We start from the raw sequence: 18,752 nt of genomic DNA, 5'->3' as shown, positions 1-18,752 counted from the left end.
TAATGAGAAAACGACTGCTGACTGCCACCCTGGCGTTAATGCTGTTGAGTAGCCCGGCGCTGGCGCTGACCTTGAATGAGGCGCGGGCGCAGGGTCGAGTGGGGGAGACGCTGAACGGCTATCTGGCGCCGCTGAAACAGGATGCGCAGACGTTGGCGTTAGTTAAACAGATTAATGCCGCGCGCAGCGAAAGCTACCAGCAACTGGCGGACGACAATAATCTGCCGGTGGATGAGGTGGCGAAAATGGCCGGACAGAAACTGGTCGCCCGCGCACAGCCGGGAGAATATGTGCAGGGGATTAACGGTAAATGGTTGCGCAAATAGTTAACGATAGCGCTTGCGGTATTCGCCAGGCGACACGCCGAAGCGCTGCTTAAACGCCGTTGAAAAATGGCTATGGTCGCTAAAGCCCCAACTGTAGCCAATTCCCGCCAGTTTCTCTTCATCGTGCGCGTTTTGTAACGCCCGGGCGCACAGGTCAAGACGCCGGTTTTTAATATACTGCGCGACCACGAGACCCTTATCGGCAAACAGGCGGTACAGGCTGCGTACCGACATGCCGGTTTCCCCGGCCAGCCACTCCGGACGCAGCTGTTCCGACTGTATCGACTCATCTATCAACGCCATGATCTTTTGAAATTGCTTGTCGCGGCGCGTCGGCGGCGCGTCCTGTTGCAGCAGCATTGGGCGTAACAGGCAGATGATAGCCTCCAGCGCCGCTTCGCCTTCGCTTTCTGAGAGCGCCGGGCTGCGTAAACTTTCTTGCAGCAACCGCTGGCTGAGCTGGACCATCGGCAGCGTTTTATTCAGCCGGGTGGCGATGCTGATGTCGCCGCCGTGCAGCTGGCTTTCCACGAGCTGGCGGGGCAGCAGCAGCGAAGCCTGTTTTGACGTGTGTTGCCAGAAGATAGAACAGGGACGCGAGGCATCAATGAGCGTGATATCGCCGGCTTCGAGCGCCACCTGGCGCTCGTCCTGCTCGATAGCCGCCCGGCCTTCGAGCTGAAAAACGGTATAGAACCAGGCGTCGTTGTCGCGTTTGATTTCGTTACGGGTGCGGTAAAGATTGACGCCGCGGGCGGTGACGGTACTGACTTTGAGACTACCGGTATAGCTTGCATCAATCTCGCCATGGAATTCGTCGCCCAGCGGACGGGCGGCAAAATGGCCGCATACCTGATTAATCTTCGCTAACCAACGCTGATAGTCCTGCCCGCTTTCTACCGTCGCCATCGTCTGCACCTTGTAATAATAATGTTTCTGCATTGTTGCATTTATGCCGAGAGTGGCAAGAGCGCAGCGTGGAGTATATGAAAGAACTATTACCTGCGGCACATTTCGCCGCCTTTCTGGGTGCTTAATTGCGGGACCTGTCACAGCGGCAACAACGATTGTCACAGAGAAAAAAGCGCAAATGGCTGACCCGTCCTAGACTGTGTTCACTATCCGCGAACAATAAGGAAGTCGCATGTCCACATCACAGGTCGCGCTGCTCGCCAGCGTACAGCAGTTTCTCGACAGACAGCATGGCTTATATATTGATGGTAACCAGCAGGCGGCGCAGAGTGAAAAACGCTTAACCGTCTGGGACCCGGCCACCGGCCAGGCGATTGCCACTACGGCAGATGCTAATGCCGCCGACGTTGACCGCGCGGTGATGTCCGCCTGGCGCGCTTTTGTCGCCCGTAGCTGGGCCGGGCGCACGTCGGCTGACCGCGAGCGGATCCTGCTGCGTTTCGCCGATCTTGTGGAACAGCACGGTGAAGAGCTGGCGCAGCTCGAAACCCTTGAACAGGGTAAGTCGATCAATATTTCGCGCGCGTTTGAAGTCGGTTGCACCCTCAACTGGATGCGCTACACCGCCGGGCTGACCACCAAAATCAGCGGCCGTACGCTGGACGTTTCCATTCCGTTCCCGGAAGGCGCGCGCTATCAGGCGTGGACCCGTAAAGAGCCGGTTGGGGTGGTGGCGGGGATTGTTCCGTGGAACTTCCCGCTGATGATCGGCATGTGGAAAGTGATGCCGGCGCTGGCTTCCGGCTGTTCAATTGTGATTAAACCCTCCGAGACGACGCCGTTAACGTTGCTACGGGTAGCGGAGCTGGCAACGGAAGCCGGGATCCCGGATGGCGTCTTTAACGTCGTCACCGGCAGCGGCGGCGAGTGCGGCGCCGCCTTAACCACCCATCCGCAGGTGGCGAAAGTGAGTTTCACCGGTTCGACCGCCACCGGCAAGCATATTGCCCGCGCGGCAGCTGACCGTCTGACCCGGGTAACCCTTGAACTCGGCGGCAAAAACCCGGCCATCGTGCTGAAAGATGCCGATCCGCAGTGGGTGATTGAAGGGTTGATGACCGGAAGTTTCCTCAATCAGGGGCAGGTATGCGCCGCCAGTTCGCGGATCTATATCGAAGCTCCGCTGTTTGATAACCTGGTGGCAGGCTTTGAGCAGGCGGTGAAATCGCTGCAGGTGGGGCCGGGAATGGTTGAAACGACGCAGATTAACCCGGTGGTGTCGCAGGCGCACTGCGCCAAAGTGGCCGCTTATCTGGATGAAGCGCGTCAACAAAACGCCGAGCTGATTAGCGGTAACGTTGGGCCAAATGGCAACGGTTTTTATATTGCGCCGACGCTGGTGATTAATCCGGATGCCGGGCTGCGCCTGAATCGCGAAGAGGTGTTCGGCCCGGTGGTAAACCTGGTGCGCGTCGCCGATGGCGAAGAGGCGCTACGTTTAGCCAACGACAGCGATTTCGGTCTCACCGCCAGCGTCTGGACCCGCGACCTGACCCAGGCGCTGAACTATACCGATCGCCTGCAGGCCGGTACGGTATGGGTTAACAGCCATACGCTGATTGATGCCAACCTGCCGTTCGGCGGAATGAAGCAGTCCGGTACCGGGCGCGATTTTGGTCCGGACTGGCTGGACGACTGGTGCGAAACCAAATCGGTGTGCGTGCGCTACTGATTTTTTGTCGGATGGCGCTACGCTTATCCGACCTACGGTTCGTGCGGCCTGCCTTTAATTTATTCACCATGCTGACTGAAACTGCCGGTGTTGGTGGCCTCAAAATCGCTGAGACGTTCCCGGAAGGCCGGGGCAGCCCGCATGGATGCGGGCTGAGGGCCGTGTTTTGCACGGACGCTGCCTCGGCCCGACCCGAAGCCTGCAGGGATAAGTCGAAGGCACCACGAAGTGGCGATTTTGGCGGCCAGAGCCCGGGAGTACAGAGGGCGGCGGCGACTGGCCGCCCTTTGTGCGCTCCCTGCGCCATGATAGACATAACGCAGAAGACATTTCGGGAGCGCAATGTGCTCTGAAATAATAAAAAACAACTGTTTTTCCCGGACCAAAACAGTTGCAAATCGATAACAGTATCTACAGCGCTGTGCGATTTGGTAGCCCGGAGAAGGCGCACATACCTCTTCCCCCTGAGCGCTGATTTGCTATGATCGGCGCTCTTTTTTTCTGATGTTGCCCCGCTATGTGGAATGATGCGCTTTGCTATCAGCAGTACGGCGCGCCGGAAACGGTGCTCGCGCTGCATCACCTGTCGTTGCCGCCGCTGGCGCCCGGACTTGTTCGGGTACAAATGCGCTATGCGCCGGTCAACCCTTCCGATCTGATTCCCATTACCGGCGCTTACCGCCATCGTACGACGCTGCCATCGGTGGCGGGCTATGAAGGTGTTGGGGTGGTAGTTGAAGACTCGACAAACGGTCGCCCACTTCTGGGGCAACGGGTTCTGCCGCTACGCGGCGCCGGAACCTGGCAGCGTTATCTCGATATTGACCCGCGCTGGCTGGTGCCGGTCGCTGAAGATATCGATGACATCCTGGCCGCGCGCGGCTATATCAATCCGCTGACCGCGATGCTGATGCTGACGCGCTGGCCGGTAGCGGGGAAACAGGTGCTTTTGACCGCCGCTTCATCGTCCTGCGCCAGCCTGCTGGGACAGTGGGCGCTCGCCATGGGCGCGCGTTCGGTCAGCGGTATTATTCGTTCGCCGCAGCACATCGCGCGCTTACAGCAATATGGCGTCTACCCGCTACTTGAAGGCGATAGAGCGCTGGTTGAACAAGTAAGCCAGTACAGCGATCTGGTGTTTGATGCGGTGGGCGGTGAGCTGGCGAATTTTCTGCTGGCGGTACTGCCGCAGACGTCAACGCTTGTCTCTTACGGGTTATTATCCGGTAAACCGCTCACCCAGACGCGAGGCTGCGCAGCGGTACGCAAATTTCATCTGCGGGAGGCCTTACCGACACTCAGCGTTGATGCGTGGCAGGCGGCGTTTGCCGGGATCTGGCGACAGCTGCCGACCACGGCGCAGCCCGCGGCGCAGGTGATAAAGCTGTGCGACTGGCGTGAGGCGATTGCCGCCGCAGGCCAGCCAGGAAGAGGCGGTAAAATCCTGCTCGATTTCACCGCGGGCTAAGATTACTTTTTCTTCTCGCCAAGCGTTGGGGTTTCGTCAAAGAAGTTCCACGGCTTGAGTAGTGCATGCGCCCACTCGGTCGGCATGATCGGCCACTCTTCGGCGCGCGCGACGTGGGTGGTGCCGGTCGTGATCCACACGACGTCGTCGTGGTTGGTCAGCGACTCATCATCCTTCGCGTACTGCCCTAAGCCGGTATCCTGGGCGGAACGGTTGGGATATTTCCCTTCCGGATAACGCTCTGTCGGGTGGTAACGCGTCACCCACAGCTGTTTATCCATAAAGCTCAGACGATGATATATCCACTCGTCCGGGGCGAACTTGGCGCCGGTCGCCGCCGGATGCGTGCCGCCGGCATAAGGGATAATCTGGTAAGAGACAGGGTTACCCATGCGGTTCTCTTTGCTGGTGTTGCTCAGCAGGCGGATAGTGCCAGGGTCGAATTTCTGCGCCGCTTTCTGCTCGCTATCGATTGTGTACTGATTCACCTGCATGGTGCTGGTGCGCGGGCCGCCGGCGGTGTTTGGCTTCACTTCAGGATCCATCGCCACCAGGGTGTTGTTTTCGCCGTCCACGTCGAGATCGAGGCGGAAATTATAAATATGCTGGTGGGTGGTGCCGACAATATTATGGTCGATCAGCGTCCCGTAGCGGGTATCCTCTTTGGCGCTGGGGTCGTGCATGGTCTTCGCCTTCACGCCTTTAACGGCTTCAATGCCAGTGGCGCCGGCATCGATACCGATGGTGCCGTTGTCGTGGAACACCCAGTCAAAGATATAATCATAGTTCCCGACGGTACTGATCCAGCGTACCACCAGTTCCCGGCGTTCGGTGCTGACGTTGGGTTTGCCCATTTCCAGGTGCTTATACTCAGGCCCGGCATAGCGTTCGAATATGGCGACCGCACCTGGAATAGTGGTCGGTTTGCCGGTGTAATCGGCGATAGTTTCGTCCAGCAGTACCGCATTTGACGGCGCATCTTTACCGCGAACAATCGGCGATGTTAGGGTGCCCATGCCGTAATCGCCGGAGTCCAGATAGGCTTTGAAATACCAGCCGACGTCAGGGTCGCCGTAGGGGACGATCATCCCGCCGAGGGAACCTTCATACATCACCTGGCGTTTTGTGCCGTTATCGTTGTAAGTCACCGTCGAGAGAATGGGCCCGACGCGCGAGTTCAGGCGCAGATGAAAATCCCAGTTCCGCCAGTGAATGGTATCGCCGGTGATCGTGTAGTTTTTGCCTTCCGGTTCGGTTATCTCCAGCGGTTTCACCGCCGGGGCGTTGCGGTCGCGACCATCGTAAGAACGGGGTTCCATCGGTACCGGGATCACCGGGCCTTCTTCGATTTTGATGATTTTCTTCGCTTCAAGGTCGACCACCGCCACCAGGTTTTCAATCGGGTGCGCCCAGTAGTTGCCGTCGCCGGTATCCAGATAACTGACGACTTTCAGCAGACGCGCATCCTGTTGCAGGCCATCTTTGCCATCAAAGTAGCCGACGGTGAGCGGGGTGGTGACCACTTTACTGGGATCGGTAATACCGTGCTTTTTCAGCACCTCAGCGAACTCGCTGCTGGCATTGATAATGTTCTGCACGCTGACGAAGTCATCGAGCAGCACCATCCCGTGGGCGCCTTTAATCGGCGTCCAGGAGAGGATTTTTTTGTTTTGCAGATCGACGACGGCTTCAATGACATGTTTGCCATCAAGCATCACCACATCGGCGGTGCGGGGGGAATCAACGGGCGTTCCCTGCAGGGCAAAGGCCCATACCGCCGCTTTATCCGGCTCGTGTAAGGAAATCTCAGTAAAGCGGGTATTCGGCTGGAACTCCGGCGCGGCTTTGACAATGGTCACTGCTTCACCGATTTCCGCCGCCGAGAGGGAGTTTAGCGGGTGAGGGCGTTTTTCTACCTGGAAGGTCTGATCGAGACCGGACTGGAATACATCGTTGATAAAGGTATCGGAGACCCAGGCTTTACCTTCCTTCATTACTACCGGCACCTGTAGATCAAGGGGGTTACCGTTGACGATCGCCGTTTTGGCGCCGGGTTTTACTTTGACGTAAGCGCCGTCTTTTATCAGGGTGAACATTTGCGCGTAGTCATCCCACTGCACATCGGCGCCGAACGCCTGCAGCGTTTTATCCAACGGCACCATGTGCGCTTCGCTACCGTGAGCGAAGACCGGTGATTGCCAGGCGCAAACCACCGCGACAGCCAGCGCCAGCGCGGTTTTACGAGGGGAAAACATCAAGCCGTTTGCCATTGTGACCTCATCTTATTGTTGTGTTGTTGTTGCCGCTGCGAATGTCGGCTTTGTTACGCTTACCCTAGCAGTCTGCCGCCCGGGAACGTTTGTTTGCTTTTGCCAGCTTGTTTGTCAGTTTTGCCAGACGGACGTAAAAAATGCCTCCGTAGAGGCATTAAGCGCGTGGGTGGTGCGTGTTGACTACGCCGGGAAGTCTCCCTGCTGGCGCGCCACCAGGGTAAGAATGGAATACAGCGCCACCGCCTGCTGGTGCTGGTTGAAAATCTCGACAGCCCATTCCACCACACCGGTGGCTTTCTCATCGGCGCTGCGCTGACGTTTGACCGTTTTCCGCTTACAGGTCAGGCGAACCTGAATGGTGTCTCCCGGTTTGACCGGCTCAATAAAGCGCAGGTTTTCCATGCCGTAGTTGGCGATAACCGGCCCGACGCCGGCATCGACGAACAGCCCGGCCGCAGCGGAGATCAGGAAATAACCGTGGACCACCCGCTCGCCGAAAATCGACTCGGCGGCGGCGATTTTGTCCATGTGCGCGTAGAAATGATCGCCGCTCAGGCAGGCGAAATTAACGATATCCGCTTCGGTCAGCGTTCGGCGCGGGGTTAATAAGCTATCGCCAGGCTGGATCTCTTCGAAGTATTTACGGAACGGGTGAATGCGGTCTTCATTCACCTGAGCGCCGCGCACCCACTGCTGGCTTATGGTCGCCAGCATCGTTGGGCTGCCCTGAATCGCGGTACGCTGCATATAGTGTTTCACCGAACGCAGTCCGCCGAGTTCTTCTCCGCCGCCAGCACGGCCGGGGCCGCCGTGTACCAGCTGCGGCAGCGGCGAACCGTGGCCGGTTGATTCTGCGGAGGATGCTTCATTCAGTATCTGAATACGGCCATGCGCGCGCGCGGCGCCAAGGATAAACTCGCGCGCCAGCTCGCCGCTGGCGGTGACCAGCGTACCAGCCAGGCTACCGCCGCCGGCGCGTGCCAGCGTGAGCGCATGCTGGCCGTCGCGATACGGCATCAGCGTCGCTACCGGGCCAAAGGCTTCAATGGCGTGAACCTCTGGCGTTTCATCCGGCTGCGGGCAGTACAGCAGGGTCGGCGGGAAGAACGCGCCATCAGCATTAAGATCTGCCTGTCCGCCGAGCAGCGCTTCACAACCGGCGGCAATCAGTTTATTGACGTTATCCTGCACATCCTGACGCTGTTCGCGATTAACCAGGGCCCCCATCTTAATGCCCTCCTGAGCAGGGTCACCGACGGTTACTTTATGCAGGCGGGAGATCAGTGCATCGCTAACCGCATTAATCTGAGCCAGTGGCACGATGATTCTGCGGATAGCGGTACATTTTTGCCCGGCTTTCGCCGTCATCTCGCGGACCACTTCCCGAATAAACAGCGCGAATTCCGGTTGCTCCGGCGTGACGTCTTCACCTAATACGCAGCAGTTGAGCGAATCTGCTTCCATGGTAAAGGGAATAGATTTGGCCACCAGGTTAGGGTGCGTCCGTAGCTGCTGGCCGGTGGCGGCTGAGCCGGTAAAGGTCACCACATCCTGGCTATCGAGATGGTCGAGAAGATCGCTCGCGCCGCCGCAAATCAGGCTGATGGCGCCTTCCGGCACCAGGCCGCTGTCGACAATCGCTTTCACCATTGCCTGGGTGAGCTGGGCGGTAGCGGTTGCCGGTTTAATGATCGCCGGCATGCCGGCAAGCCAGGTCGGCGCCAGTTTTTCCAGCATTCCCCAGCAGGGGAAGTTGAAGGCGTTGATATGGACGGCGACGCCTGATTTTGATGTCAGCACATGACGCGCGGCAAAACCGCCCTGTTTGGAGAGCGGGATCAGCTCGTCTTCCGGCCACAGAATATCGTCCGGCAGTTCGCGGCTACCGAGCCCGGCATAAGTGAACAAAGTACCGATACCGCCTTCAATATCCACCCAACTGTCGGCGCGAGTGGCGCCGGTTTGCGCGGAGATGGCGTAGAACTCGTCTTTCTGCTCCAGCAACCGTTTTGCTACCGCTTTCAGCATCGCGCTGCGTTCAATAAAGGTCATCGCCTGCAGGGCTTTGCCACCGCGTTCAATCGCGAAACGACGCGCCTGCGCCATATCCAGGCCTTCACTGGTCACCTCCCAAAGCGCCGCGCCGGTGATGGCGTGATGGATAGTACGGGCGCGGCCCCGGCCGGTCTGCCAGGCGCCGGATAAGTAGCTGGCTAACTGCTGCATCGCAAATCTCCAAATGTGTTACGCATGATTACTATAAATAGTTCTTTTATGAATCATAAAATGCAAGTCTATATTTAATATTTTATTAACATTGTGATCGGTGGTTAATTGGGGTTTTTGTTTATGTGACTGTTATTAATGCTATTTACAAAAGGTTTTGCGGTTATCATCACAAAAAGAACAAACAAAATTTGTGGTTTTATTTAACCAATATGTAACCTTCAATAAACAAAGTGATTCACATAAATGTTTTTGTTGTGAATATCGGAATCATAAAGGTGATGACGTGACAGAAGAACAACGCTTTGACCAGCGCATCGCGCAGGAAACGGCCATCGAACCGCGGGACTGGATGCCGGATGCCTACCGTAAGACCTTGATTCGTCAGATAGGTCAGCACGCGCACTCGGAAATTGTCGGCATGCTGCCGGAAGGCAACTGGATCACCCGCGCGCCGACGCTGCGCCGCAAAGCGATACTGCTGGCTAAGGTACAGGATGAGGCCGGACACGGGCTGTATCTCTATAGCGCCGCGGAAACGCTGGGCTGCGCCCGGGAAGACCTGTATCAGAAAATGCTCGACGGGCAGATGAAATACTCCTCTATTTTTAACTACCCGACCCTGAGCTGGGCCGATATCGGCGTAATCGGCTGGCTGGTCGATGGCGCGGCCATCGTCAACCAGGTGGCGCTGTGCCGGACCTCTTACGGCCCCTATGCCCGGGCGATGGTCAAAATCTGCAAAGAAGAGAGTTTTCACCAGCGCCAGGGATTTGAAGCCTGCATGGCGCTGGCGCAGGGCAATGACGCGCAGCGGCAGATGCTGCAGGACGCTATTAACCGCTTCTGGTGGCCGGCGCTGATGATGTTTGGCCCTAACGATGACAACTCGCCGAACAGCGCCCGCAGCATGGCGTGGAAAATCAAACTGCACTCCAACGACGAGCTACGTCAGCGCTTCGTCGATAACACCGTGCCGCAGGTAGAGATCCTCGGTATGACCGTACCGGACCCGGATTTGCAGTTTGATGAAGCCAGCGGCCACTACCGCTTCGGCGAAATCGACTGGCAGGAATTTAACGAGGTGATTAGCGGCCGTGGCATTTGCAATCACGAGCGGCTGGCCGCCAAGCGTAAGGCCTGGGAAGAGGGCGAATGGGTGCGCGAAGCCGCGCTGGCCCATGCGCAAAAACAGCAGGCCCGCAGCGCGGCATGAGGAGAGACAACATGAGCAAAGTTTACTGGCCGTTATATGAAGTGTTCGTTCGCAGCAAACAGGGGTTATCCCATCGTCACGTCGGCAGTCTGCACGCTGCCGATGATCAAATGGCGTTGGAGAATGCCCGCGATGCCTACACCCGCCGCAGCGAAGGCTGCTCAATTTGGGTGGTGAAGGCCAGCGAAATCGTTGCTTCGCAGCCGGAAGATCGCGGCGAATTCTTCGACCCGGCGGAAAGCAAAGTCTACCGTCATCCGACTTTCTATACCGTGCCGGACGGCATGGAACATATGTGAGGCGGCGATGAATAACCCTAACCCCGTAGCCACCTACGCCCTGCGTCTTGGCGACAATGGTCTGGTTCTGGCCCAGCGTTTAGGCGCCTGGTGCGGCCATGCTCCCGAGCTCGAGATCGATCTTGCGCTGGCCAACATCGGCCTCGACCTGCTCGGCCAGGCGCGCAATTTTTTAAGCTATGCCGCCGAGCTTAACGGCTGCGGCGACGAAGATACGCTGGCCTTTGGCCGCGATGAGCGCCAGTTCAGCAACCTGCTGCTGGTGGAGCAGCCAAACGGCAATTTTGCCGACACTATCGCCCGCCAGTTCTTTATCGATGTCTGGCACGTCGCTCTGTTCAGCCGCCTGGTGAACAGCCGCGACACGCAGCTGTCGGCCATTGCCGCTAAAGGGCTGAAAGAGGTGCGTTACCACCAGCGCTTTAGCCGCGGCTGGCTGGAGCGTCTGGGTAACGGCACCGAGTTATCAAATCGCAAAATGCAGCAGGCGCTCGATAATCTGTGGCGCTTCACCGGCGAACTGTTCCTTGCCGATGAAGTGGATCTCAGCCTGGTTGAGCAGGGCATTGCGGTTGATCCGCGTGAGCTTCAGGCCGAATGGCAAAGCGCGGTACACACGGCGCTGCTCGACTCCGGCTTACAAATCCCGCAGGAAGCGGCCTTCCGCAGCGGCGGCAAACAGGGGCTGCACAGTGAACATCTCGGCCCGCTGCTGGCGGAGATGCAATATCTGCAGCGTTCGCATCCCGGACTGCAGTGGTAAGTGAGGTGACTATGCAACGTCTTGCCGATATCGCTCCTGCAGAGGTTCGCACCATCTGGGGGTTATTAAGCGCGATCCCGGATCCGGAAGTGCCGGTACTCACCATCACCGACCTCGGTATGGTACGCAGCGTCGCGCGCCATGGCGACGGCTGGGTGATTGGCTTTACCCCGACCTATTCGGGCTGTCCGGCGACGGAGCATCTGCTGGGCGAGATCCGTACGGTCATGAGCGAGCATGGCTTTCTGCCGGTGCATATCGTCCTGCAGCTGGATCCGCCGTGGACCACCGACTGGATGAGTCAGGATGCTCGCGAGCGCCTGCGCCAGTACGGCATCAGCCCGCCCCAGGGGCACGCCTGCCATGCGGACATGCCCGCTGAGGTGAGCTGTCCGCGCTGCGGCAGCACCCATACTTCGCTGATTAGCGAATTCGGTTCCACGGCCTGTAAAGCGCTCTATCGCTGCGACAGCTGCCGGGAACCTTTTGATTACTTTAAATGTATTTGAGGTTGCCATGACGACGTTCCATTCGCTTAAGGTGGCGAGAGTCGAGCCGGAAACCCGCGATGCGGTGACCATCACTTTTGCGATTCCGCAAGCCCTGCAGGCGGAATACTGTTTTCGCCCGGGCCAGCATCTGACGCTAAAAGCCCGTCTGGGCGGCGAAGAACTGCGCCGCTGTTACTCCATTTGTCGCAGCCGCACGCCAGGCGAAATTAGCGTCGCGGTCAAAGCCATCGACGGCGGGCGCTTCTCGCGCTACGCCCAGCACGATATCCAGCAGGGTATGGAGCTGGAAGTGATGGTGCCGCAGGGGCATTTCGGTTATCAACCGCAGGCCGAACGGCAGGGTGAGTATCTGGCGATTGCCGCCGGTTCCGGGATCACGCCGATGATGGCGATCATTAGCGCGACGCTGGCGACCGAGCCGCAAAGCCGCTTTACGCTGATCTACGGCAACCGCAGCAGCCATAGCATGATGTTCCGCCAGGCGCTGGCCGATTTAAAAGACCGCTATCCGCAGCGCCTGCAGGTGATACACCTGTTTAGCCAGGAGTCGATGGACAGCGATCTGCTACAGGGGCGCATTGACGGCGACAAACTGCATCAGCTCGCTGACCATCTGCTGGATTTCAGCCGTTTCGACGAGGCCTTTATCTGCGGGCCTGCGGTGATGATGGACGAGGCGGAAGCGACGTTACGTGAACTTGGCGTAGCGGAGAAATCGATTCATCTCGAACGCTTTAATACCCCAGGCGGCAATGTGAAGCGCGCCGCTGGAGTGCAGGCGGAAGGGCGCACGGTAACCATCCGCCAGGACGGGCGCGATCGGCTGATCGCCCTCAGCGCCGAAGACGACAGCATCCTGGATGCCGCATTGCGTCAGGGCGCGGATCTACCATTTGCCTGTAAGGGCGGGGTTTGTGCCACCTGTAAATGTAAAGTGCTGCGTGGCGAAGTGGCGATGGCCGCCAATTACAGTCTGGAAGCGGATGAGCTGGCGGCGGGTTACGTACTGAGCTGCCAGTCGTTACCGACCAGCGGCGATGTGGTAGTCGACTTTGACGCGCGGGGGATGGCATGAGTGACCTGCTGATCCACCGTCATGGCCGGGCGCTTCAGTTGACGCTGAACCGCCCGCAGGCCCGCAACGCGCTGAACAATGCCTTATTAACCCAGATTGCCGAGGTGCTGGAGGCCGCGGCAGTTGATGACAGCGTCGGCGTCTGCGTTATCAGCGGTAACGCGCGTTTTTTCGCCGCCGGGGCTGACCTCAATGAAATGGCGGAAAAAGATCTGCCTGCCACCCTTGATGATATTCGCCCACGGTTATGGGCGCGAATCGATGCCTTTACTAAACCGCTCATCGCTTCGGTCAACGGCTACGCGCTCGGTGCCGGCTGCGAGCTGGCTCTGCTGTGCGACCTGATTGTCGCCGGCGACAACGCCCGCTTTGGCCTGCCGGAAATTACCCTCGGCATTATGCCGGGCGCTGGCGGCACCCAGCGGCTGATCCGCAGCGTTGGCAAGGCGCTGGCCAGCCGGATGGTGCTGAGCGGCGAGAGTATTGACGCCCGCCAGGCGCAACAGGCCGGGCTGGTCAGCGATATCCATCCGGCGGCTTTAACCGATGAGTATGCCCTGAAACTGGCAACCACCATTGCCCGCCATTCGCCGCTGGCGCTACGGGCGGCAAAACAGTCGCTGCGCCTGTCGCAGGAAGTCAGCCTGCAGGCTGGTCTGCAACAGGAGCGCCAGCTGTTTAGCCTGCTGAGCGCCACCGAGGACCGCCGCGAAGGCATCGACGCCTTCTTACAAAAACGTACACCGGAATTTAAAGGACGCTAATCGTGGAAGCTTTCATTCTCAGCGCAGTGGAACAGGGCGTCATGACCATTACCCTCAATCGCCCGGACCGCCTCAACAGTTTTAACGACCTGATGCATCAACAGCTGGCGGAATGTCTGAAGCAGGCCGAGCGTGATGACGGCGTACGTTGCTTGCTGATCACCGGCGCCGGTCGCGGCTTTTGCGCCGGCCAGGATTTGAACGATCGCAATGTCGACCCCAGCGGTCCGCCGCCGGATCTCGGCCTGTCGGTAGAACGCTTTTACAACCCGTTAGTGCGCCGTCTGGCGGCGCTGCCGAAGCCGGTTATCTGCGCGGTCAACGGCGTGGCCGCCGGCGCTGGCGCCACCCTGGCGCTGGGCTGCGATATCGTGCTGGCCGCGCGTTCGGCCAAATTTGTGATGGCGTTCAGCAAGCTCGGCCTGGTGCCGGACTGCGGCGGCAGCTGGTTCCTGCCGCGGGTGGCCGGCCGCGCTCGCGCGATGGGGCTGGCGCTGCTGGGCGATAGCCTCAGCGCGGAACAGGCCGTGCAGTGGGGGATTATCTGGCAACTGGTGGACGATTCAGAACTGGCGGATACCAGTCTGCAACTGGCGCGCCATCTGGCGGCGCAACCGACGTTTGGTCTTGGGTTGATTAAAAAGGCGCTGCTGGCTTCTGCAACCAACAGTCTCGATGCGCAGCTGGACCTTGAGCGCGATTATCAGCGCCTGGCCGGGCGCAGCGATGATTACCGCGAAGGGGTCAGCGCGTTTCTGGCCAAGCGGCCACCACAGTTCAGCGGGAAATAGGCCATGACAACATCCTTTGCCACCGTGGCGGTGATTGGCAGCGGCACCATGGGAGCCGGTATTGCTGAAGTAGCCGCTGCCGCCGGACATCCGGTGCGTATTTTCGATATTAATCAAACCGCGATTGCCCAGGCGATCGACGGCATTGCTATGCGTCTGGCATCGCGGGTCGAGCGCGGCAAACTGGCGTCAGAACAGGCCGACGCGCTGCTGGCGCGCCTGCATCCGGCTCACGATTTAGCCGCGCTTGCCGACGCGGATTTAGTAATTGAAGCGGCCTCTGAACGGTTGGAGGTCAAAACGGCGCTGTTCGCGCAGCTGGCGGAGATCTGCGCGCCGTCAACGTTGTTGACCAGTAACACTTCGTCTATTTCGATTACCGCCATCGCCGCCGGGGTCAAAAACCCGGAGCGGGTGGCCGGGCTGCACTTTTTTAATCCGGCGCCGGTGATGAAGCTGGTCGAGGTGGTGAGTGGCCTGGAGACGTCTGCAGAGGTGGTAGAGCAGCTGTGCCAGTGCGTAAGCGGCTGGGGGAAACAGCCGGTACGCTGCCGCTCAACGCCGGGATTTATCGTTAACCGCGTAGCGCGTCCGTTCTACGCTGAGGCCTGGCGCGCGCTGGAAGAACAGGTTGCCGCTCCTGAGGTTATCGATGCCGCTTTGCGTGACGGCGGCGGTTTTCCGATGGGACCGCTGGCGCTGACTGACCTGATTGGCCAGGACGTCAACTTCGCCGTGACCTGTTCGGTGTTTAACGCTTTCTGGCAGGACCGCCGCTACCTGCCATCGCTACTCCAGCAAGAGCTGGCGCTGGCCGGGCGGCTGGGTAAAAAGAGCGGCCACGGCGTCTATCGCTGGCCCGCGGAGACGCAGCCGGACGCGGCGCTGCCGACGGTATCTATTGGCGCTCAATCCATTACAGCTATAAGTGACAGTGTCACAGAGCTCGATGAGCTCTTATTGCTGGAGACCGAAGGCGAGACCGCGCTGGCGCTAAGCGTTAAGCATCACCGCCCGGTGGTGGTATATGACCTGTGCGCCAGCGATACGGTGGTGCTGGCAGCAGCGGCGACCAACGCGCCTGCGGCCACTGATAAGGCCGTGCATTACTTCCAACAGCAGGGCAAGAAAGTTCTGCGTATTGCCGATTATCCCGGCCTGCTGGTGTGGCGCACGGTGGCGATGCTGATTAACGAAGCGCTGGATGCGGTGCAAAAAGGGATCGCCAGCCCGCATGATATTGATACCGCGATGCGCCTTGGTGTCAATTATCCGCACGGCCCGCTGGCGTGGGGAGAACGCCTTGGCTGGCGGCGGGTGCTGCAACTGCTGGAGAACCTGCAACACCATTATGGCGAGGAGCGCTATCGCCCCAGTTCCCTGTTGCGCCAGAAGGCGCTGATGGAGAAGCACCATGAGCAATGATCCGTGGCGCAACGCGCGCGTGATGTACGAAAAAGATACTTGCGCCAGAAAGATGGGGATTGAACTTATCGAAATGGACGACGGTTTTGCGCAGATGAGCATGACCGTCTCGGCGGACATGCTTAACGGCCATCAGACCTGTCACGGCGGCCAGCTATTTACGCTCGCCGATACCGCTTTCGCTTACGCCTGTAACAGCCAGGGGCTGGCGGCGGTGGCTTCGGCGGCAAATATTGATTTTCTTCGTCCGGCGTTTGCCGGCGACAGGCTGGTCGCCACCGCAAGAGTCAAACAGCAGGGCAAGCTGACCGGCGTCTACGACATCGAAATTGTTAATCAACAGCAAAAGATTGTGGCCCTGTTCCGCGGCAAATCGCACCGTATCGGCGGCACAATCACGGGAGAAGTGTAATGCGCGACGCCTTTATTTGTGACGGGATCCGCACGCCGATTGGCCGCTACGGCGGAGCGCTGGCCGGCGTCCGCGCCGACGACCTGGCGGCGATCCCGCTACGTGAGTTGCTGAGCCGTAACCCCGGGCTCGACCCGGCAGCGATTGATGATGTGATTTTCGGCTGTGCGAACCAGGCCGGTGAGGATAACCGCAACGTGGCGCACATGGCGACGCTGTTGGCAGGTTACCCGCATACCGTGCCGGGCACCACGATTAACCGCTTGTGCGGATCGGGTCTGGATGCGATCGGTTTTGCCGCCAGGGCGATCAAAGCCGGCGATGCCGATCTGCTGATTGCTGGCGGCGTGGAATCGATGTCGCGCGCGCCGTTCGTGATGGGAAAAGCCAGCACGCCGTATCAGCGTCAGGCGGAACTCTTTGATACCACGATTGGCTGGCGTTTTGTGAACCCGCTCATGGCGCAACAATTCGGAACTGACAGCATGCCGGAAACGGCAGAGAATGTAGCTGAATTGTTAAATATCAGTCGGGCCGATCAGGACGCTTTCGCCTGGCGCAGCCAGCAGCGCACGGCGCAGGCCCAGCGCGACGGCATTCTGGCGCAGGAAATCGTGCCGGTGCAGATCATCGGCAAGAAAGGGGCGGTCAGCGCGGTACGCGATGATGAGCATCCCCGCCCGGAAACCACGCTTGAGCAACTCGCGCTATTAAAAGCGCCGTTCCGTAAAGGCGGAGTCATTACGGCTGGAAATGCTTCTGGCGTTAACGATGGCGCAGCGGCGCTGATTATCGCCAGTGAACAGCAGGCCAGCGTACAGGGGCTCACGCCGCGCGCGCGTATCGTGGCGATGGCGACGGCGGGTGTTGAACCGCGCCTGATGGGGCTGGGGCCGGTACCGGCAGTGCGTAAAGTGCTGGAGCGAGCCGGACTCAATATTAACGATATGGATTTGATAGAGCTGAATGAGGCCTTCGCCGCGCAGGCGCTGGGGGTGCTCAGACAACTCGGCGTGCCGGATGATGCGGCGCACGTGAATCCCAACGGCGGCGCCATCGCGTTAGGTCATCCGCTGGGCATGAGCGGCGCGCGACTGGCGCTGAGCGCCAGCCTTGAGCTGCAACGCCGGGGCGGGCGTTATGCGCTGTGTACGATGTGTATTGGCGTGGGTCAGGGCATTGCCATGATCCTCGAGCGAGTGTGAGCTAATTTACCTGCGAGTACCCTACAATGATAACTACTACAAAATTAGATCCGATTGAAACCGCATCGCGTGATGAACTGCAGGCTCTGCAAACCCAGCGCCTGAAATGGACGCTGAAGCATGCGTATGAAAATGTGCCGATGTATCGACGCAAATTCGACGCCGCCGGCGTACACCCTGACGACTTTCGGGAATTAAACGATCTGAAAAAATTCCCCTGTACCACTAAACAAGATCTGCGCGACAACTATCCCTTCGATACCTTTGCGGTGCCGATGGAGCAGGTGGTGCGCATTCACGCCTCTTCCGGCACCACCGGCAAACCGACGGTGGTGGGATATACGCAAAACGATATTGATAACTGGGCCAATATTGTCGCCCGTTCGCTGCGCGCGGCCGGTGGTTCAGCAAAAGATAAAATTCACGTCGCCTACGGCTACGGCCTGTTTACCGGCGGCCTTGGCGCACACTACGGCGCGGAGCGTTTAGGCGCGACGGTGATCCCGATGTCCGGCGGACAGACTGAAAAACAGGCGCAACTGATCCGCGACTTTCAGCCGGATATGATCATGGTGACGCCGTCTTATTGTCTGAATCTGATTGAAGAGCTGGAGCGCCAGATGGGCGGCGATGCCCGCGGCTGTTCATTGCGGGTCGGCGTCTTTGGCGCTGAGCCGTGGACGCTGGCGATGCGCGCGGAAATCGAGCGCCGCCTGGGTATCACCGCACTGGATATTTACGGTCTGTCAGAGGTGATGGGGCCTGGGGTGGCAATGGAGTGCCTGGAAACCGTTGACGGCCCGACCATCTGGGAAGACCACTTCTTCCCGGAAATCGTCAACCCGGACGACGGTACGCCGCTGGAAGATGGCGAGCATGGCGAACTGCTGTTTACCACGTTGACCAAAGAAGCGCTGCCGGTGATCCGCTATCGTACCCGCGATCTGACTCGCTTGCTGCCGGGAACCGCGCGGACCATGCGCCGCATGGATCGCATCAGTGGACGCAGCGACGATATGCTGATTATCCGCGGGGTTAACGTCTTCCCATCACAGCTGGAAGAGGAGATCCTCAAGTTTGAACACCTGGCGCCGCACTATCAGTTAGAGGTCAATCGCCGCGGTCATCTTGATTCGCTGGCGGTACGCGTTGAGCTGAAAGAAAGCGGGCTGGCGTTAAGTCATGAACAACGCTGCCAGATTTGCCATCAGTTGCGTCACCGCATTAAGTCGATGGTCGGGATCTCCACCGATATTACTATCGTCAACTGCGGCAGCATTCCTCGCTCTGAAGGGAAAGCCTGTCGGGTATTCGACCTGCGTAAAGCGGTGGTCAGCGGTTAATTCTCTCCCC

General features: G+C 59.0%; 17 protein-coding genes. 14 read left to right on the top strand and 3 right to left on the bottom strand.

Features of this window, described 5'->3' with window-relative positions:
• The first annotated feature begins 2 nt into the window (after positions 1 to 2).
• Positions 3 to 326, top strand: coding sequence for a YdbL family protein (locus tag ABLU80_RS05675; protein WP_015366327.1), 324 nt, complete (start codon positions 3 to 5; stop codon positions 324 to 326).
• Here the strand turns inward: ABLU80_RS05675 and feaR are convergent, their stop codons facing one another.
• Positions 327 to 1,235 (bottom strand): transcriptional regulator FeaR, encoded by a 909-nt coding sequence (feaR, locus tag ABLU80_RS05670; RefSeq protein WP_348849809.1) that lies wholly within the window; start codon positions 1,233 to 1,235, stop codon positions 327 to 329.
• Between the two features lie 235 nt (positions 1,236 to 1,470).
• Between feaR and ABLU80_RS05665 the strand changes: the two genes are divergently transcribed.
• Positions 1,471 to 2,970: an aldehyde dehydrogenase family protein gene (locus ABLU80_RS05665; RefSeq protein WP_348849808.1), complete on the top strand. Its 1,500-nt coding sequence runs from the start codon at positions 1,471 to 1,473 to the stop codon at positions 2,968 to 2,970.
• Positions 2,971 to 3,487: 517 nt separating this feature from the next.
• Positions 3,488 to 4,438, top strand: a complete 951-nt coding sequence (locus ABLU80_RS05660; protein ID WP_045366258.1) for a zinc-dependent alcohol dehydrogenase family protein — start codon at positions 3,488 to 3,490, stop codon at positions 4,436 to 4,438.
• A 2-nt stretch (positions 4,439 to 4,440) separates the two neighbouring features.
• Here ABLU80_RS05660 and tynA read toward each other — a convergent pair whose 3' ends face one another.
• On the bottom strand, positions 4,441 to 6,708 hold the full coding sequence (tynA, locus tag ABLU80_RS05655) for a primary-amine oxidase (RefSeq protein ID WP_047080922.1): 2,268 nt from the start codon (positions 6,706 to 6,708) through the stop codon (positions 4,441 to 4,443).
• A gap of 183 nt (positions 6,709 to 6,891) precedes the next feature.
• Positions 6,892 to 8,937 (bottom strand): phenylacetic acid degradation bifunctional protein PaaZ, encoded by a 2,046-nt coding sequence (gene paaZ / locus ABLU80_RS05650; protein WP_015705614.1) that lies wholly within the window; start codon positions 8,935 to 8,937, stop codon positions 6,892 to 6,894.
• A 286-nt stretch (positions 8,938 to 9,223) separates the two neighbouring features.
• On the opposite strand from paaZ, the gene paaA reads away from it, so the two are divergent.
• The 11 genes from paaA to paaK are packed head-to-tail and all read left to right on the top strand — an operon-like array spanning position 9,224 to position 18,742.
• Positions 9,224 to 10,153 (top strand): 1,2-phenylacetyl-CoA epoxidase subunit PaaA, encoded by a 930-nt coding sequence (paaA, locus tag ABLU80_RS05645; RefSeq protein WP_015366333.1) that lies wholly within the window; start codon positions 9,224 to 9,226, stop codon positions 10,151 to 10,153.
• Between the two features lie 11 nt (positions 10,154 to 10,164).
• Positions 10,165 to 10,452 (top strand): 1,2-phenylacetyl-CoA epoxidase subunit PaaB, encoded by a 288-nt coding sequence (gene paaB / locus ABLU80_RS05640; RefSeq protein ID WP_002902768.1) that lies wholly within the window; start codon positions 10,165 to 10,167, stop codon positions 10,450 to 10,452.
• A gap of 7 nt (positions 10,453 to 10,459) precedes the next feature.
• Positions 10,460 to 11,215: a 1,2-phenylacetyl-CoA epoxidase subunit PaaC gene (gene paaC, locus ABLU80_RS05635; protein WP_348849807.1), complete on the top strand. Its 756-nt coding sequence runs from the start codon at positions 10,460 to 10,462 to the stop codon at positions 11,213 to 11,215.
• Positions 11,216 to 11,226: 11 nt separating this feature from the next.
• A complete protein-coding gene (gene paaD / locus ABLU80_RS05630; RefSeq protein ID WP_004224495.1) occupies positions 11,227 to 11,724 on the top strand; it encodes a 1,2-phenylacetyl-CoA epoxidase subunit PaaD in 498 nt (165 codons plus the stop codon).
• A gap of 7 nt (positions 11,725 to 11,731) precedes the next feature.
• Complete coding sequence (gene paaE, locus ABLU80_RS05625) at positions 11,732 to 12,802, top strand: 1,2-phenylacetyl-CoA epoxidase subunit PaaE (RefSeq protein WP_348849806.1); 1,071 nt, start codon at positions 11,732 to 11,734, stop codon at positions 12,800 to 12,802.
• A complete protein-coding gene (gene paaF, locus ABLU80_RS05620) occupies positions 12,799 to 13,566 on the top strand; it encodes a 2,3-dehydroadipyl-CoA hydratase PaaF (RefSeq protein ID WP_015366338.1) in 768 nt (255 codons plus the stop codon). Before paaE ends, paaF begins: the two co-directional genes overlap by 4 nt.
• Positions 13,567 to 13,568: 2 nt before the next feature.
• The gene (paaG, locus tag ABLU80_RS05615; RefSeq protein ID WP_348849805.1) at positions 13,569 to 14,357 is read left to right on the top strand and encodes a 2-(1,2-epoxy-1,2-dihydrophenyl)acetyl-CoA isomerase PaaG; all 789 of its coding nucleotides are present in this window, start codon (positions 13,569 to 13,571) and stop codon (positions 14,355 to 14,357) included.
• A 3-nt stretch (positions 14,358 to 14,360) separates the two neighbouring features.
• Positions 14,361 to 15,782, top strand: coding sequence for a 3-hydroxyacyl-CoA dehydrogenase PaaH (paaH, locus tag ABLU80_RS05610; RefSeq protein WP_015705608.1), 1,422 nt, complete (start codon positions 14,361 to 14,363; stop codon positions 15,780 to 15,782).
• Positions 15,772 to 16,194 carry a hydroxyphenylacetyl-CoA thioesterase PaaI gene (paaI, locus tag ABLU80_RS05605; RefSeq protein ID WP_015366341.1) on the top strand — a complete coding sequence of 141 codons (423 nt, stop codon included), beginning with the start codon at positions 15,772 to 15,774 and terminating at the stop codon, positions 16,192 to 16,194. The genes paaH and paaI overlap by 11 nt, the downstream gene beginning before the upstream one ends.
• Positions 16,194 to 17,399: a 3-oxoadipyl-CoA thiolase gene (gene pcaF / locus ABLU80_RS05600; RefSeq protein ID WP_015366342.1), complete on the top strand. Its 1,206-nt coding sequence runs from the start codon at positions 16,194 to 16,196 to the stop codon at positions 17,397 to 17,399. The genes paaI and pcaF overlap by 1 nt, the downstream gene beginning before the upstream one ends.
• Positions 17,400 to 17,425: 26 nt before the next feature.
• On the top strand, positions 17,426 to 18,742 hold the full coding sequence (paaK, locus tag ABLU80_RS05595; protein WP_004224503.1) for a phenylacetate--CoA ligase PaaK: 1,317 nt from the start codon (positions 17,426 to 17,428) through the stop codon (positions 18,740 to 18,742).
• Positions 18,743 to 18,752: the final 10 nt, after the last annotated feature.

Source organism: Klebsiella sp. CN_Kp104 (genome assembly GCF_040064515.1).
In the GTDB taxonomy this organism is placed as follows: domain Bacteria; phylum Pseudomonadota; class Gammaproteobacteria; order Enterobacterales; family Enterobacteriaceae; genus Klebsiella; species Klebsiella aerogenes.
This window is presented reverse-complemented; position numbering and strand designations above follow the sequence as displayed.

Coding starts and splice junctions, on each gene's coding strand:
- paaF (WP_015366338.1), top strand. CDS start 12,799: ATGAGTGACCTGCTGATCCACCGTCATGGCCGGGCGCTTCAGTTGACG.
- paaE (WP_348849806.1), top strand. CDS start 11,732: ATGACGACGTTCCATTCGCTTAAGGTGGCGAGAGTCGAGCCGGAAACC.
- paaK (WP_004224503.1), top strand. CDS start 17,426: ATGATAACTACTACAAAATTAGATCCGATTGAAACCGCATCGCGTGAT.
- feaR (WP_348849809.1), bottom strand. CDS start 1,235: ATGGCGACGGTAGAAAGCGGGCAGGACTATCAGCGTTGGTTAGCGAAG.
- paaH (WP_015705608.1), top strand. CDS start 14,361: ATGACAACATCCTTTGCCACCGTGGCGGTGATTGGCAGCGGCACCATG.
- paaI (WP_015366341.1), top strand. CDS start 15,772: ATGAGCAATGATCCGTGGCGCAACGCGCGCGTGATGTACGAAAAAGAT.
- tynA (WP_047080922.1), bottom strand. CDS start 6,708: ATGGCAAACGGCTTGATGTTTTCCCCTCGTAAAACCGCGCTGGCGCTG.
- paaZ (WP_015705614.1), bottom strand. CDS start 8,937: ATGCAGCAGTTAGCCAGCTACTTATCCGGCGCCTGGCAGACCGGCCGG.
- ABLU80_RS05665 (WP_348849808.1), top strand. CDS start 1,471: ATGTCCACATCACAGGTCGCGCTGCTCGCCAGCGTACAGCAGTTTCTC.
- ABLU80_RS05660 (WP_045366258.1), top strand. CDS start 3,488: ATGTGGAATGATGCGCTTTGCTATCAGCAGTACGGCGCGCCGGAAACG.
- pcaF (WP_015366342.1), top strand. CDS start 16,194: ATGCGCGACGCCTTTATTTGTGACGGGATCCGCACGCCGATTGGCCGC.
- paaD (WP_004224495.1), top strand. CDS start 11,227: ATGCAACGTCTTGCCGATATCGCTCCTGCAGAGGTTCGCACCATCTGG.
- ABLU80_RS05675 (WP_015366327.1), top strand. CDS start 3: ATGAGAAAACGACTGCTGACTGCCACCCTGGCGTTAATGCTGTTGAGT.
- paaC (WP_348849807.1), top strand. CDS start 10,460: ATGAATAACCCTAACCCCGTAGCCACCTACGCCCTGCGTCTTGGCGAC.
- paaB (WP_002902768.1), top strand. CDS start 10,165: ATGAGCAAAGTTTACTGGCCGTTATATGAAGTGTTCGTTCGCAGCAAA.